The following is a 12,738-nucleotide window of genomic DNA, read 5'->3' on the forward strand; positions in this document are numbered from 1 at the left end:
ATGACACGACGAACCGACTGGGCCGAGTACGCCTACCCCCTCACGCCCGAGGGGCAGGGATACGGCGGGGGTGACGGCGGTCCGGCCGGAGACGGTGACAGGCCGTACGGCGGTGCTGGGGGGTACGGAGGCCATCCGTACGGCACCGACGGCGGTTTCCACGAAGCCGACGGTTTCCACGGCGTCGCTCCGGACGAACGGGATCCGGACGGCGGAGGTTCGACGAGCGGTGACGCACGGCACGGTGACGGCCTGCCGCGCGGTCACGGCTCGCCGGACGCGGTCGCCCGGCGCGGTGGACGCGCCGACGGCGGACCGCGTGGTGGAAGGGGTCGTCGACGGCGCGGCGGTTTCGGTGAGCCGTCCGGCGACCCGCGGGACGGAGACACCCCCACCTCGTCGAGGGCCGAGAAGGGGGAGTCCCCGGGGGACCCGGCTGAGCGGGCGCGAGCGATCTGTCTGCGCCTGCTCACCGGGACCCCGCGCACGCGCAAGCAACTGGCGGACGCGTTGCGCAAGCGCGAGATCCCGGACGAGGTGGCGGACGAGGTGCTGTCACGGTTCGAGGAGGTCGGGCTGATCAACGACAGCGCCTTCGCGGACGCCTGGGTCGAGTCCCGGCACCATGGCCGCGGGCTGGCCCGGCGGGCACTCGTCCAGGAACTGCGGACCAAGGGCGTGGAATCGACGCTGATCGACGAAGCCGTCGGCCAGCTCGACTCCGAGCAGGAGGAGGCGACCGCGCGCGAGCTGGTCGCGCGCAAGCTGCGCTCCACCCGCGGACTGGACCGCGACAAGCGGCTGAGACGCCTCGCCGGCATGCTCGCCCGCAAGGGCTACCCCCAGGGCATGGCCCTGCGCGTGGTCCGCCAGGCGCTGGAGGAAGAGGGCGAGGACACGGAAGGGCTCGAGGACGAGGGATTCTGATCCCCCTTCTGATCCTCCGGGCGCCCGTCCGCGAGGAGCGCGGTCAGCTCCCCGTGCCGGTGGCCGTCACCGGAAGGCCGGCGCTCTTCCACGCCTGGAAGCCGCCGATCAGATCGGTGGCCCTGTGCAGTCCGAGCCGACGCAGGGACTCGGCAGCCAGGCTGGAGGCGTACCCCTCGTCGCAGAACAGCACGACCCGCAGGTCATGGCTCGTGGCTTCCGGGGCACGGTGACTGCCCGTGGGGTCGAGCCGCCACTCCAGTTCGTTGCGCTCGACGACGAGGGCGCCGGGGATCAGGCCGTCCCGTTCCCGCAGGGCGGCGTACCGGGTGTCGACCAGAAGTGCTTCGCCACTCCGCACGGCCTCGTAGGCCTCCTCGGCCTCCACCCGGTCCAGGCCCGCGCGGACCTGCTCCAGCAAGGTGTCGATGCCGATGGGCTGCCGGGTGTCACTCACTGCCAGTCCTCCGGACGTTCGACATGCTCCAGGCGCAGGATCGGGCCCGTACGGCTGTAGCGGCGGATCTGCGGGAGCGGCGGGTAGTAGGCGTGGACCGAGATCGCGTGCTCCTCGGCGGACTCGTTCAGTACCTCGTGCACGTGATGGCGCCCGAAGCCGCGGCCGGTGCCCGCCGGCAGTTTCCGCTGCCGGTCGATGTCCTCGGCGAGTTCCAGGGTCTTCCAGCCGTCGGCGGGCAGCCGGGCGGCGAGGGAGTTCTCCTTGAGTTCGCCCCGCGCGGTGAGGAAGGCGCCCACCGATTCGGCGTGGTCGTGCCAGCCGGTTCCGGTTCCGGGCGGCCAGCCGATGAGCCAGGCCTCACTGCCGCCGGGGCCTTCGAGCCGCACCCAGGTACGGCCCTCGGGGTCGAGGGGGAGCGAGGCGATCAGCTCGGCGTCGGCTGCCGCACGGCGTACGAAGGCCAGCAGGTCGGCCTGCGTGGGGGTACGGGGTGCGCCGGAGACCGCGGAGGGCACGGAGGCGGCGGCTGCCGAGGCAGACGTGGAGGCAGGGGGTGGTACAGACACTCGGACCGTCCTGGGAGTTCGCGAGAAGCGCGCGGCGGCACGGCGGCGGCGCGCGGGAGATGAGGATGCGAAGTCAGAAGGACGGACGACACACGCAGCCCGCATAGCGGACGAGGTCCATATGGACCCTCCGCCACAGGCGCACACAGGTGTCGGTCACGATCCGGAGTAGACCATGGCGGCGAGGACCGGTCAACTCACCGTCACCATGTGGACCATGGAGGCCCGAAGGACGGGGAGACCCCGGGCCGGAAGGTCACGGGGCGTTCATCTCCTGCCCGCGGTCGCCTCCGCTGCGCTCTCCGCTTCCACTCGCGCCGCAGGTCCCCCGAGGGTCGCCTCGGCCGCCTCGTACAGATCGGCCGGCCGGACCCCGCTGAGCGCGGTGACCAGGTGTCCGTCGGGGCGGACCAGCAGCACGGTGTGCGCCGCCGCGCCCGGGTAGCTCTCCGCGACGAGCAGTTCGGCGGGGTGCGGCAGCGCGGTCACGGCGGCGGCGAGCCGGGGCATGACGCCGGCCGTCACCCAGTGCTTGCGCGCCCACACCCCCGTACCCGGAGCGATCAGCACGACGAGCAGGACCCCGCGCCCGAGCCGTTCCCGCAGCGGTACGAACGAACCGTCCTCCGCGGTCACCCGGACATCGACGACCGGAGCACCGGGCTCGGTGTCGACAGGGGCGTGCGACTCGGCGGGCGGAGGCATGAGAGGGGAGTGGGCGTACGCCCCCGGCGCGCCCAGCGGGCCGCGACCCAGGTGGCTGTCCGTGAGCAGGGCGTCGTGGCCGCGGGCGGACCCGGGGACGTAGGCGCGCAGACCGCCGCCGCCGCGCAGCAGGGGCAGTGCCTGGTCGGCGGCGCGCAGCCGGGCGGCGACGACCGCGCGCCGTTCCGTCTGGTAGCTGTCGAGGAGCGCGGGGTGCGGGCCGTGGTGCCAGGTGAGCGCCAGCTTCCAGGCGAGGTTGTCGGCGTCCCGCAGCCCCTCGTCCAGGCCCTGGGTACCGAGGGTGCCGAGCAGGTGGGCCGCGTCCCCGGCGAGGAAGACCCGGCCGACGCGCCAGCGGCGGGCCAGTCGGTGGTGGACGGTGTGGACTCCGGTGTCGAGCAGTTCGTACGCGGGTGTGGCGCCGCCGCTCCAGCCCCCGAGGGTCTCCCGGATGCGGGCCACCAGCAGGTCGGGCGTGACGAGGTCCTTGCCCGGTGGCAGCAGCCAGTCAAGACGCCAGACGTCCTCGGCGAGCGGACGGGCGCTCACCTCGCCGGCCGAGGGGCCGGAGCTGCGCCACGGCGTCATCCGGTGCAGCAACGCTTCTCCGGGCCAGGGGAGTTCCGTGCGCAGGGCCGCCACGGCGTGGCGTTCGACGGCCGTGCGCCCGGGGAAGCGGATGTCCTGGAGCTTGCGCACGGTCGAGCGCGGTCCGTCGCAGCCGACCAGGTAACTGCCGCGCCACCAGGTGCCCTTGGGTCCCCGGGTGTGCGCCGTGACGCCGGAGGCGTCCTGTTCGACGGAGTCGAGGCGGCTGTGCACGGCGACCTTGATGAGTCGCTCGTGGATGATGGCCTCGCGCAGGGCGCCGGTCAGCGCGTGCTGGGCGATGTGCAGGGGGGCGCTGAACTCCTCACCGTCCGCGGCGCTTTCCGCACCCCGGGAAGGGCCGGTGCCGCGCGCGGCGACGATCCCCCGAGGATCGTCGCCCCACGCGGTCTCGGCGCCGAGAGGATCGGCGACGCCCTTCGTGCTCCCGGGAGCCTTCCCGTCGAAGGAGATCTCGCGCATCACCTGCCTGCGCCGCATCGACCGCCATCCGGCCCAATGGAAGCCGGCGTCGTCGAGAGGCAGTCCTGTCAGCCGTTCGACCAGCGCGACCGTGTCCTCGCGCAGCACCACGGTCCGCGCGAGCCGCTGTTCGTCCTTGCCCGGTCCCTCGTCGAGGACCACGGAGGGGACTTCCTGGCGAGCCAGCGCAAGGGCCAGCGTGAGCCCCACGGGCCCCGCTCCGACGATGATCACCGGGTCCACGGCGCGGTGCCCCCTGCACGGAGCTGTGTCCTGAGGGACGTACGGGAACAGGCAGGTGGAGCAGGGTGCACGATCACAGAACGTATGCAACCCATTGCCGCTGCTTGCGTCAAGTGACGGGGTCAGTGGCGGTCACGTCACTGACCCCTTCGGTCACCCTGATCGACTGATGTTCGGACGATACGTCAGAAGGAGGGGGTGCCGTGGTCCCGGATCCCGCCGACGGACAGTCCTCAGGCTCCGCCGACACCCGTCGCGGCCGTACCGGCGACGGCCGCGTCCGTCGGTGAGAGCACCGCGCCGGTCGACTTCTTGCTGCGGCGCAGTCGCCCCTCCAGCCAGGAGGCGAAGCTGGTGATCGCGAAGTTCACCACGATGAAGATGACGGCGACCACGATGAAGCTCGGGACGACGTTGGCGTAGTTGGCCGCGAGTGTGCTGCGTGCTACGAGGAGTTCCGCGTAGCCGATCATCACACCGCCCAGCGCGGTGTCCTTCACGATGACGACGAGCTGGCTGACGATCGCCGGGAGCATCACGGTGACCGACTGCGGCAGCAGGATGCTGGTCATCGTCTGGCCCTTGCGCAGCCCGATCGCGTACGCGGCCTCCGTCTGTCCCCTGGGGAGCGCGAGGATGCCCGCCCGTACGACCTCGGCGAGGACCGCGGAGTTGTAGAGCACCAGACCGGTGACGACCGCGTAGAACAGACGGTCCTCGCTCGCGACGTTCGCGGACTTGGCGTAGAGCTCGTTCGCGAACAGCATGAGCAGCAGGACCGGGATGGACCGGAAGAACTCGACCACGGCGCCCACGGGAACCCGCACCCAGCTGTGGTCGGACAGACGTGCGATACCGAGGGCGGCGCCCAGGGGAAGGGCGATCACCATGCTGAGCGCGGCGGCCTTCAGCGTGTTCCAGAGGCCCGGCAGCAGATACGTGTTCCAGGCGTCGGCCGTGATGAACGGCTCCCACAGGTCCCACTTGAGCTGGCCCTTGTCGTCCATCACCAGCCAGACCCACCACAGGAGCAGGGCGAGCAGGACGACGAAGAGCACCGAGAGGACCACATTGCGGCGCTTGGCGCGGGGGCCGGGGGCGTCGTAGAGGACGGAGGTCATCGCTTTACCGCCAGTCGCTTGCCCAGCCAGCCGAGGAAGAGGCCGGTGGGGAGGGTCAGGACCACGAAGCCGAAGGCGAAGACCGCGGCGATGAGGACCGTCTGTGCCTCGTTCTCGATCATCGTCTTCATCAGGCTCGCGGCCTCGGCCACGCCGATGGCGGCGGCCACGGTCGTGTTCTTGGTCAGCGCGATCAGCACGTTGGCCAGCGGGATGATGACGGAACGGAACGCCTGCGGCAGCACGACGAGCCTCAGGGTCTGGCTGAAGCCGAGCCCGATCGCGCGGGCCGCCTCGGCCTGTCCGACCGGCACGGTGTTGATGCCGGAGCGCAGCGCCTCGCAGACGAAGGCCGCGTGGTAGCCGACGAGACTGAGCACCGCGAGCCGGAAACCCTGGACCTCGAAGTTGTCGGAGGCGCCCATGGTCACACCGAAGATGTCCGCGAGGCCGAGCGAACTGAACACGATGATGACCGTCAGGGGGATGTTCCGGACGATGTTCACGTAGGTCGTGCCGAATCCGCGCATGAGCGGGACCGGGCTGACCCGCATCGCGGCCAGCAGGGTGCCCAGGACCAGGGACCCGATGGCGGAGAAGACGGTGAGTTTCACCGTCGTCCAGAACGCCCCCAGGACGTCATAACCTTGAAGAAAGTCGAACACGATCTCCCGCGCTTCCGGGTGGTGGCGTACGTGGCGGACTGGGCGGGCGCGGCATGCCGCCGCCGTGATCGCGACGGACGGCGGCACACCTGCGCAACCCCGTGTGAACCGCGGATTCCCGCGTCGTCCGAGGTCCCTGTGTTTCTCGCGGTGCCCGTGTCACCGGGCGGTGTCCGCGCTACTTGACGATGACGCCGATCTTCGGGGCCTGCTCGTACTGGTAGTTCGCGGGGCCGAAGTTCTTGTCGACCGCCTGCTTCCAGGCGCCGTCGCTGACCATCTTCTCCAGCGCGGTGTTGATCTTCTTCTCCAGCTCGGCGTCGCCCTTCTTGACGCCGATGCCGTAGTTCTCGTTGCTCAGCTTGAGGCCGGCGAGTTTGAACTGGCCCTTGTACTTGTCCTGCGCGGCGAAGCCCGCGAGGATCGAGTCGTCGGTGGTCACCGCGTCCACGGCGCCGCTCTGCAGGCCCGCGATGCACTCCGAGTAGCCGCTGTACTTACGCAGGTTGGCCTTCGGGGCGATGGTGTCGTGGATGTTCTGCGCCGAGGTCGAACCGGTCACGGAGCAGAGCTTCTTGCCGTTGAGGTCCGTGGCCTTCGAGATGTTCGCGTCCTTCTTGACCAGCAGGTCCTGGTGGGCCAGCAGGTACGGGCCCGCGAAGTCGACCTTCTGCTTGCGCTCGTCGGTGATCGAGTAGGTGGCCGCGATGAACTTGACGTCGCCGCGGGCGAGCGCGTTCTCGCGGTCGGCGCTCTTGGTCTCGATGAACTCGATCTGGCTGGGCTTGTAGCCGAGTTCCTTGGCCACGTAGGTCGCGACGTCCACGTCGAAACCGGCGAAGGAGCCGTCCGGCTGCTTCAGGCCGAGACCGGGCTGGTCGTACTTGATGCCGACCTTGATCTTGCCGCCGCCCGAGGACGAGGACCCACTGTCGTCCTTGTCGCTCGAACCGCACGCGGTGGCGGTCACGGCGAGTGCGAGTACGGCGGCCGAGGCCGCGGCTGCCTTGCGGAGCTTCATGGTGAACATCCTTTGAGTCAGGGCGAAGTACGGGCCGTCGACGGACGGGGTCCCCGTGGACCGGGACGTGGTCTCCCCGCGGGGGGAGGCGGTCTCCCGGCGCGGAGACATCAGTGGTGGAGGATCTTCGAGAGGAAGTCCTTGGCACGGTCGCTGCGCGGATTGCTGAAGAACTGGTCCGGCACAGCCTCTTCGACGATGCGGCCGTCGGCCATGAAGACGACCCGGTTGGCAGCCGAACGGGCGAAGCCCATCTCATGGGTGACGACGATCATGGTCATACCGTCCCGGGCGAGCTGCTGCATGACCTCGAGGACCTCGTTGATCATCTCGGGGTCCAGCGCCGAGGTCGGCTCGTCGAACAGCATGACCTTCGGGTCCATCGCCAACGCCCTCGCGATGGCGACGCGTTGCTGCTGGCCGCCCGACAGCTGCGCCGGGTACTTGTCCGCCTGCGTGCTGACGCCGACGCGGTCGAGCAGGGCGCGCGCCTTCTCCTCCGCCGCCTGCTTGCCGGTCCTGCGGACCTTGGTCTGCCCCAGCATCACGTTCTCGAGCACGGTCTTGTGCGCGAAGAGGTTGAAGGACTGGAAGACCATGCCCACATCGGCGCGGAGCCGGGCGAGCGCCTTTCCCTCCTGGGGCAGCGGCCTGCCGTCGATCGAGATGTCACCCGAATCGATCGTCTCCAGACGGTTGATGGTGCGGCACAGGGTGGACTTCCCGGACCCGGAGGGTCCGATGACCACGACGACCTCGCCGCGCGTGATCGTCAGGTCGATGTCCTGGAGCACGTGCAACGCGCCGAAGTGCTTGTTGACGCTCTTCAGGACGACCAGTTCGTCGGTCCCGGCCATGGCGTCCTTGGCCGCCGATGCTTCGGTCATCGCCTTGGGCTCCGTCCTCCTCGTTTCGGAGGACAGTAGTGACCCCTCACGACCAGCGTCATTACATCTGAGGGGAACTTGAGCATCACGATCCGGTAGCAATCGGACACGTGTCGTAGCAGCCGTACGAATGCGCGTACCGGCTGGGTAACGGAAGCCCCGGGCAACCCGAAGCCCCTTGACGCCGTCCTTGTCCATCGGCGTGACTTCCTAGGTGCACGCGCGCGTGCACCGACGTTCTTGAAAAGGACCGTTCGACCGATGAGACCCGAGACCGCACGACCGACGAAACGGGTACGACCGATGAAGCGGAGGGGGCCGGAATGAGACTGCTCCTCGTCGAGGACGACAACCATGTCGCCGCCGCCCTGTCCGCGGTGCTGGCACGGCACGGCTTCGAGGTCACGCATGCCCGAAGCGGCGAGGAGGCCCTTCAGGCCCTCGTCCCGGAGAGCGACGGCTTCGGCGTCGTCCTGCTCGACCTGGGGCTGCCCGACCAGGACGGCTACGAGGTCTGCGGCAAGATCCGCAAGCGGACCGCCACGCCGGTGATCATGGTCACCGCGCGCGCGGACGTACGGTCCCGCATCCACGGCCTCAACCTCGGCGCCGACGACTACGTCGTGAAGCCCTACGACACCGGGGAACTGCTCGCCCGGATCCACGCCGTCAGCCGGCGCAGCGCCCACGACGACGTGTCGGCTTCCGGCGAGACCATGGTGCTGCTCGGCCCCGTACGCATCGAACTCCCCAACCGCCAGGTCACCGTGGACGGTTCGACGGTCCAGCTGACCCGCAAGGAGTTCGACCTGCTCGCGCTGCTGGCCCAGCGCCCCGGGGTGGTGTTCCGCCGGGAGCAGATCATCAGCGAGGTGTGGCGCACGAGCTGGGAAGGAACCGGCCGCACGCTGGAGGTGCACGTGGCGTCGCTGCGCTCCAAGCTGCGCATGCCGGCGCTGATCGAGACCGTACGAGGCGTCGGGTACCGGCTCGTCGCCCCGGCCGCGTAGCGGGCACGGTGCGTACCCGCCTTCTGCCGCTGCTCATCGTCCTGATGGCGGCCGTGCTGCTCGCGCTCGGCGTGCCGCTCGCGGTGAGCGTCGCCGCGGCGCAGCAGCAGCGCGTGGTCGTCGACCGCATCGACGACACCGCGCGCTTCGCGGCCCTCGCCCAGTACGTCACCGACTACCCCAGCCGTTCCCGGGCCGGCTTCCCGGACGAGCGCGGCGAGACCCTGCGCACCGAACTCACCCGCTACTACGAGGTGTACGGCATCCGGGCCGGCGTCTTCTACCGCGACGACGAGCCGATGGCCAACGCGCCGGAGAGCTGGCTCCCGCCCAAGGCCGGCGCGGCCCGCGACGCCTTCAGGGAGGCGCTCGTCAGCCGCCGCAGCCACGACCCCGAACAGGTCTGGCCCTGGCAGCACCACCGTCTCGTCGTCGCCTCCCCGGTCATCAGGGACGGCGACGTCGTCGCCGTCGTCGTCACGGACTCGCCCACCGGGCAGATGCGTTCCAAGACCCTGAACGGCTGGCTGATCATCGGCGCGGGCGAGATCGCCGCGATGCTCCTCGCCCTCGGCGCCGCGCTGCGCCTGACCGGCTGGGTGCTCAGACCCGTACGCGTTCTCGACGCCACCACCCACGACATCGCGACCGGCCGTCTGAAGTCCCGGGTCGCGCCCGCCGGTGGACCGCCCGAACTCCAGCGTCTGGCACGGTCGTTCAACGAGATGGCCGACAACGTCGAGAGCGTGCTGGAACAGCAGCGTGCCTTCGTCGCCGACGCCTCGCACCAACTGCGCAACCCGCTCTCGGCGTTGCTCCTTCGGATCGAGCTGCTCGCCCTCGAACTCCCCGAGGGCAACGAGGAGATCGCGTCGGTCCGCACCGAGGGCAAGCGCCTCACCCAGGTGCTCGACGACCTGCTCGACCTGGCGCTCGCCGAGCACGCCGAGGCCGATACGCGCCTCACCGACATCGGCGCGCTGGCCGCCGAGCGCGTGGCGTCCTGGCAGCCGGTCGCCGACAGCAGGGGCGTACGGCTGGCGGGGAACTGCCCGCCCACGACCGCGTGGGCCGACCCCATCACGCTGTCCAGCGCCCTGGACGCGGTGATCGACAACGCCGTCAAGTTCACGCCCGAGGGGGAGTGCGTCGAGGTGACGGTCGCCTCGAACGGCACCTCCTCGACCGTCGTGGTCACCGACGGCGGCCCCGGCCTCGGCGACGAGGACCTGGCGCGCATAGGCGACCGCTTCTGGCGCAGCGCGGCCCATCAGAACATCAAGGGCTCGGGCCTCGGCCTCTCCATCTCCCGGGCCCTGCTCGCCGCGGGCGGCGGCTCCATCGCGTACGGCCGCCACGAACCGCACGGCCTGCGGGTGACGGTGACGGTGCCCAGGTCGGAGCCGGCGGCCTGAGAGATCCCCTGCCGCGTTCCCACGGGCCGGGGCGCCGCTACGGCTTGATCGACCGGTAGTAGCGGCGCGCGCCCTCGTGCAGCGGCAGCGGGTCCGTGTAGATCGCCGTGCGCAGGTCCACGAGCTGGGCCGCGTGCACCACGGCGCCGATGCGGTCGCGGCTGGCGATCACCGTGCGGGTGAGCGCCTCGGTGAGGTCCGCGTCGGCGTCCTCCCGGGTGATCAGGAAGTTGGTCACGGCCAGCGTCTGCACGGCCGAGCCGCGCTGCGCCTCGGGGTAGGCGTCCGCGGGCATCACGGCCGACCGGTAGTAGCGGGAGGCGCCGCCCTGCTCGTGCAGCTTCTCGACGAGGTCGCTGCCGATCGGCACCAGCCTGATGTCATCGGCCTTGGAGAGCTTCCGGACGGGGTTCGTCGGCAGGCCGCCCGACCAGAAGAAGGCATCGATCTTGTGCTCTTCGAGCAGGCCGGGCATGGTCGCGATGCCGTCGTCGAGCGGCTTGACGTCCCTGTCGGGGTCAAGACCCGCCGCTTCGAGCACATGGTTCGCGATCAGCCGCACCCCGGATCCGCTCGGTCCCACGGCGACCTTCATGCCCTTCAGGTCCGCCACGGTCTGCACGGGCGAGGAGCGCGGGACCACCAGGTGCACATAGTCGTCGTAGAGCCGCGAGCAGCCGCGCAACCGGCTCGCGCCCGGCTTGTTCTGGAGGATGTACGTCTCCACGGCGTCGGCCGCCGCGATGGTGAAGTCCGCCTCGCCCGTGGCCACCCGGCTGATGTTCTGCTGCGATCCGTCGCTGTCCTGCAATTCCACGTCCAGGTCGGGCATGTCCTTGGCGATAGCGCCCTGCAGGAGCTTGCCGTACATCTGGTAGACCCCGGTCGCGGTGCCCGTGCTGAAGGTGATCCTCCCGCTCGGGGACTCCTCGCCCAGCGGCAGCAGCCACCACAGCAGCCCGACGACCGCGAGGACGGCCGCCGAGCCGGACAGCGCGCCACGTCGGCCGATACGGGTCAGTGCCTGGAACATGCGCGCGATCCTGCCAGTCCGGGCCCGGTCCTGGCCAGGCCGGGCCCGCGAGGGGGCGCGGCGGATCGGTAGGCTCGCCGAATGCAGTCGCCGCCGTCGCAGGTCCCGCCGTCCGACTCTCCCGTGTCCACGGTCCCGCCGTCCCGTCCTCCCGTGTCTTCGCTCCCGTCGTCCGGTTCTTCCGTGTCCGCGGTCGCGCCGTCGCCCTCCCCGGCCCCGCTGGTCCGCGAGTTCCATCTCGCCTTCGGCCTCGATGTCCGCGGTACCCCGACCGAGGTCTCCCCGAAGCTCGCCGCACACCGGGGCGAGCTGCTGGCGGAGGAGGCCGCCGAGGTCGCCGAGGTCTCGGTCGGCGGCCCGCTCGACCGGCTGGCGCACGAGCTCGCCGATGTCGTGTACGTGGCGTACGGCACGGCCCTCGTCCACGGGATCGACCTCGACGCGGTGATCGCCGAGATCCACCGGGCCAACATGACGAAGCTCGGCCCCGACGGGCACGTCGCCCGCAGAGCCGACGGCAAGGTCCTCAAGGGCGAGCACTACCGGGCACCGGACGTGTCGGAGGTGCTGCGGCGGCAGGGGTGGAGCGCGCCGGACGCGTAAGACCATGGCGTCCCCACGGGGCAGGCCGTACGGGCCGCCGCCACCAGACGGCCGCCCCGAGGGGGAGGCCGCACGTGCACAGCGACGACCAGGAGAGCGCATGAACGAGCCGGCCGGGCTCGACCTGCCCGTCGAGGGCGGAACCCTCCGTGTCCTGAGGTTCGGCAGGGGGCCGCGGATCGCTCTGGCGGCACACGGCATCACCGGATCCGGGATGTCCTTTCGCGCCATGGCCCGTCACCTCCCCGACGAGTGGAGCCTGTTCGCGCCCGACCTGCGCGGACGCGGCGGAAGCGCGGACACCCCCGGCCCGTACGGCCTCGACCGGCACGCCACGGACCTGTGCCGTCTGGCCCGGGACCTGGGCGGCGGCCGGCCGGTCGCTCTGACCGGGCACTCGATGGGCGCGTACACCGCGCTGAGGGCGGCCGCGCTCCGGCCCGCGCTGTTCGACCGGCTGCTGCTCGTCGACGGCGGTCTGCCGCTGCCCGTCCCGCCCGGCACGGACCTCGACGCCGTCCTCGACACCACGCTCGGACCCGCGCTGGCCCGCCTCGGCCGGACGTACGACACCGACGCGGCCTACGTCGACTTCTTCCGCGCGCATCCGGCGCTCGGACCGCACTGGAACGCGGACATCGAGACGTACGTGCGCTACGACGTCACGGGCCCCCGGGGTGCCAGGCGCTCGAAGGTGCGGGAGGAGGCCGTGCGGCACGACGGGCGCGATCTGCTGACGTCCGCCGGCCTGTTCGCCGCCGACCTCACGGGGCTGGGCGTCCCGGCCCTGCTGCTGCGCGCGCCCCTCGGACTGCTAGGCCAGGAGCCGCCGATGCTGGAGGCGTCCGTCGTCGCACGCTGGACCGGCGGGCCGGTGAACCTCCCCGCCGAGCTGGTCGAGGGTTCCAACCACTACACGATCCTGCTCGGAACCGCCGCGAGGACCGTCGCCGAGCGGTTCGTCGCGCTGGGCGGGTGACGGAGGGGCGCGGAGGGAGAGGGGTGCGGGGG

14 protein-coding genes are annotated in these 12,738 nt (G+C 70.9%); 5 read left to right on the top strand and 9 right to left on the bottom strand.

The window, feature by feature from the left end; genetic code table 11:
* Entirely contained in the window at positions 1–927 is a 927-nt protein-coding gene (gene recX / locus ACFYW9_RS15410) for a recombination regulator RecX (protein WP_389149714.1), read from the top strand.
* Between the two features lie 43 nt (positions 928–970).
* Here the strand turns inward: recX and ACFYW9_RS15415 are convergent, their stop codons facing one another.
* The 8 genes from ACFYW9_RS15415 to ACFYW9_RS15450 all read right to left on the bottom strand — a co-directional run bounded on the left by ACFYW9_RS15415 (position 971) and on the right by ACFYW9_RS15450 (position 7,666).
* Positions 971–1,384, bottom strand: a complete 414-nt coding sequence (locus ACFYW9_RS15415; RefSeq protein ID WP_389149717.1) for a rhodanese-like domain-containing protein — start codon at positions 1,382–1,384, stop codon at positions 971–973.
* A complete protein-coding gene (locus ACFYW9_RS15420) occupies positions 1,381–1,902 on the bottom strand; it encodes a cysteine dioxygenase (protein ID WP_389150103.1) in 522 nt (173 codons plus the stop codon). The genes ACFYW9_RS15415 and ACFYW9_RS15420 overlap by 4 nt, the downstream gene beginning before the upstream one ends.
* Positions 1,903–2,026: 124 nt before the next feature.
* Positions 2,027–2,113, bottom strand: a complete 87-nt coding sequence (locus ACFYW9_RS15425; protein WP_318722129.1) for a putative leader peptide — start codon at positions 2,111–2,113, stop codon at positions 2,027–2,029.
* Positions 2,114–2,220: 107 nt separating this feature from the next.
* Entirely contained in the window at positions 2,221–3,972 is a 1,752-nt protein-coding gene (locus ACFYW9_RS15430) for an FAD-dependent monooxygenase (RefSeq protein WP_389149720.1), read from the bottom strand.
* A 233-nt stretch (positions 3,973–4,205) separates the two neighbouring features.
* Positions 4,206–5,093, bottom strand: a complete 888-nt coding sequence (locus ACFYW9_RS15435; RefSeq protein ID WP_389149723.1) for an amino acid ABC transporter permease — start codon at positions 5,091–5,093, stop codon at positions 4,206–4,208.
* Positions 5,090–5,758: an amino acid ABC transporter permease gene (locus ACFYW9_RS15440; protein ID WP_389149726.1), complete on the bottom strand. Its 669-nt coding sequence runs from the start codon at positions 5,756–5,758 to the stop codon at positions 5,090–5,092. Before ACFYW9_RS15440 ends, ACFYW9_RS15435 begins: the two co-directional genes overlap by 4 nt.
* 178 nt (positions 5,759–5,936) lie before the next feature.
* Positions 5,937–6,779 (bottom strand): glutamate ABC transporter substrate-binding protein, encoded by an 843-nt coding sequence (locus tag ACFYW9_RS15445; RefSeq protein ID WP_389149729.1) that lies wholly within the window; start codon positions 6,777–6,779, stop codon positions 5,937–5,939.
* 110 nt (positions 6,780–6,889) lie between these two features.
* Positions 6,890–7,666, bottom strand: a complete 777-nt coding sequence (locus ACFYW9_RS15450) for an amino acid ABC transporter ATP-binding protein (RefSeq protein ID WP_351868119.1) — start codon at positions 7,664–7,666, stop codon at positions 6,890–6,892.
* Between the two features lie 323 nt (positions 7,667–7,989).
* Between ACFYW9_RS15450 and ACFYW9_RS15455 the strand changes: the two genes are divergently transcribed.
* On the top strand, positions 7,990–8,676 hold the full coding sequence (locus tag ACFYW9_RS15455; protein WP_326785114.1) for a response regulator transcription factor: 687 nt from the start codon (positions 7,990–7,992) through the stop codon (positions 8,674–8,676).
* Between the two features lie 8 nt (positions 8,677–8,684).
* Positions 8,685–10,091, top strand: a complete 1,407-nt coding sequence (locus ACFYW9_RS15460) for a sensor histidine kinase (RefSeq protein ID WP_389149734.1) — start codon at positions 8,685–8,687, stop codon at positions 10,089–10,091.
* Between the two features lie 37 nt (positions 10,092–10,128).
* Here ACFYW9_RS15460 and ACFYW9_RS15465 read toward each other — a convergent pair whose 3' ends face one another.
* The gene (locus ACFYW9_RS15465; RefSeq protein ID WP_389149737.1) at positions 10,129–11,124 is read right to left on the bottom strand and encodes a TAXI family TRAP transporter solute-binding subunit; all 996 of its coding nucleotides are present in this window, start codon (positions 11,122–11,124) and stop codon (positions 10,129–10,131) included.
* A 183-nt stretch (positions 11,125–11,307) separates the two neighbouring features.
* Here ACFYW9_RS15465 and ACFYW9_RS15470 point away from each other — a divergent pair, with 183 nt between their 5' ends.
* Both ACFYW9_RS15470 and ACFYW9_RS15475 read left to right on the top strand, forming a co-directional pair.
* A complete protein-coding gene (locus tag ACFYW9_RS15470; RefSeq protein WP_389149740.1) occupies positions 11,308–11,727 on the top strand; it encodes a MazG nucleotide pyrophosphohydrolase domain-containing protein in 420 nt (139 codons plus the stop codon).
* Between the two features lie 100 nt (positions 11,728–11,827).
* Positions 11,828–12,706, top strand: coding sequence for an alpha/beta hydrolase (locus ACFYW9_RS15475; RefSeq protein WP_389149743.1), 879 nt, complete (start codon positions 11,828–11,830; stop codon positions 12,704–12,706).
* Positions 12,707–12,738 lie beyond the last annotated feature (32 nt).

The organism is Streptomyces sp. NPDC002698 (assembly GCF_042888945.1).
Taxonomy (GTDB): Bacteria; Actinomycetota; Actinomycetes; order Streptomycetales; family Streptomycetaceae; genus Streptomyces.

Excerpts from the sequence above, each read along its gene's own strand:
- recX (WP_389149714.1), top strand. The coding sequence starts at position 1 with ATGACACGACGAACCGACTGGGCCGAGTACGCCTACCCCCTCACGCCC.
- ACFYW9_RS15435 (WP_389149723.1), bottom strand. The coding sequence starts at position 5,093 with ATGACCTCCGTCCTCTACGACGCCCCCGGCCCCCGCGCCAAGCGCCGC.
- ACFYW9_RS15445 (WP_389149729.1), bottom strand. The coding sequence starts at position 6,779 with ATGAAGCTCCGCAAGGCAGCCGCGGCCTCGGCCGCCGTACTCGCACTC.
- ACFYW9_RS15450 (WP_351868119.1), bottom strand. The coding sequence starts at position 7,666 with ATGACCGAAGCATCGGCGGCCAAGGACGCCATGGCCGGGACCGACGAA.
- ACFYW9_RS15455 (WP_326785114.1), top strand. The coding sequence starts at position 7,990 with ATGAGACTGCTCCTCGTCGAGGACGACAACCATGTCGCCGCCGCCCTG.
- ACFYW9_RS15465 (WP_389149737.1), bottom strand. The coding sequence starts at position 11,124 with ATGTTCCAGGCACTGACCCGTATCGGCCGACGTGGCGCGCTGTCCGGC.
- ACFYW9_RS15475 (WP_389149743.1), top strand. The coding sequence starts at position 11,828 with ATGAACGAGCCGGCCGGGCTCGACCTGCCCGTCGAGGGCGGAACCCTC.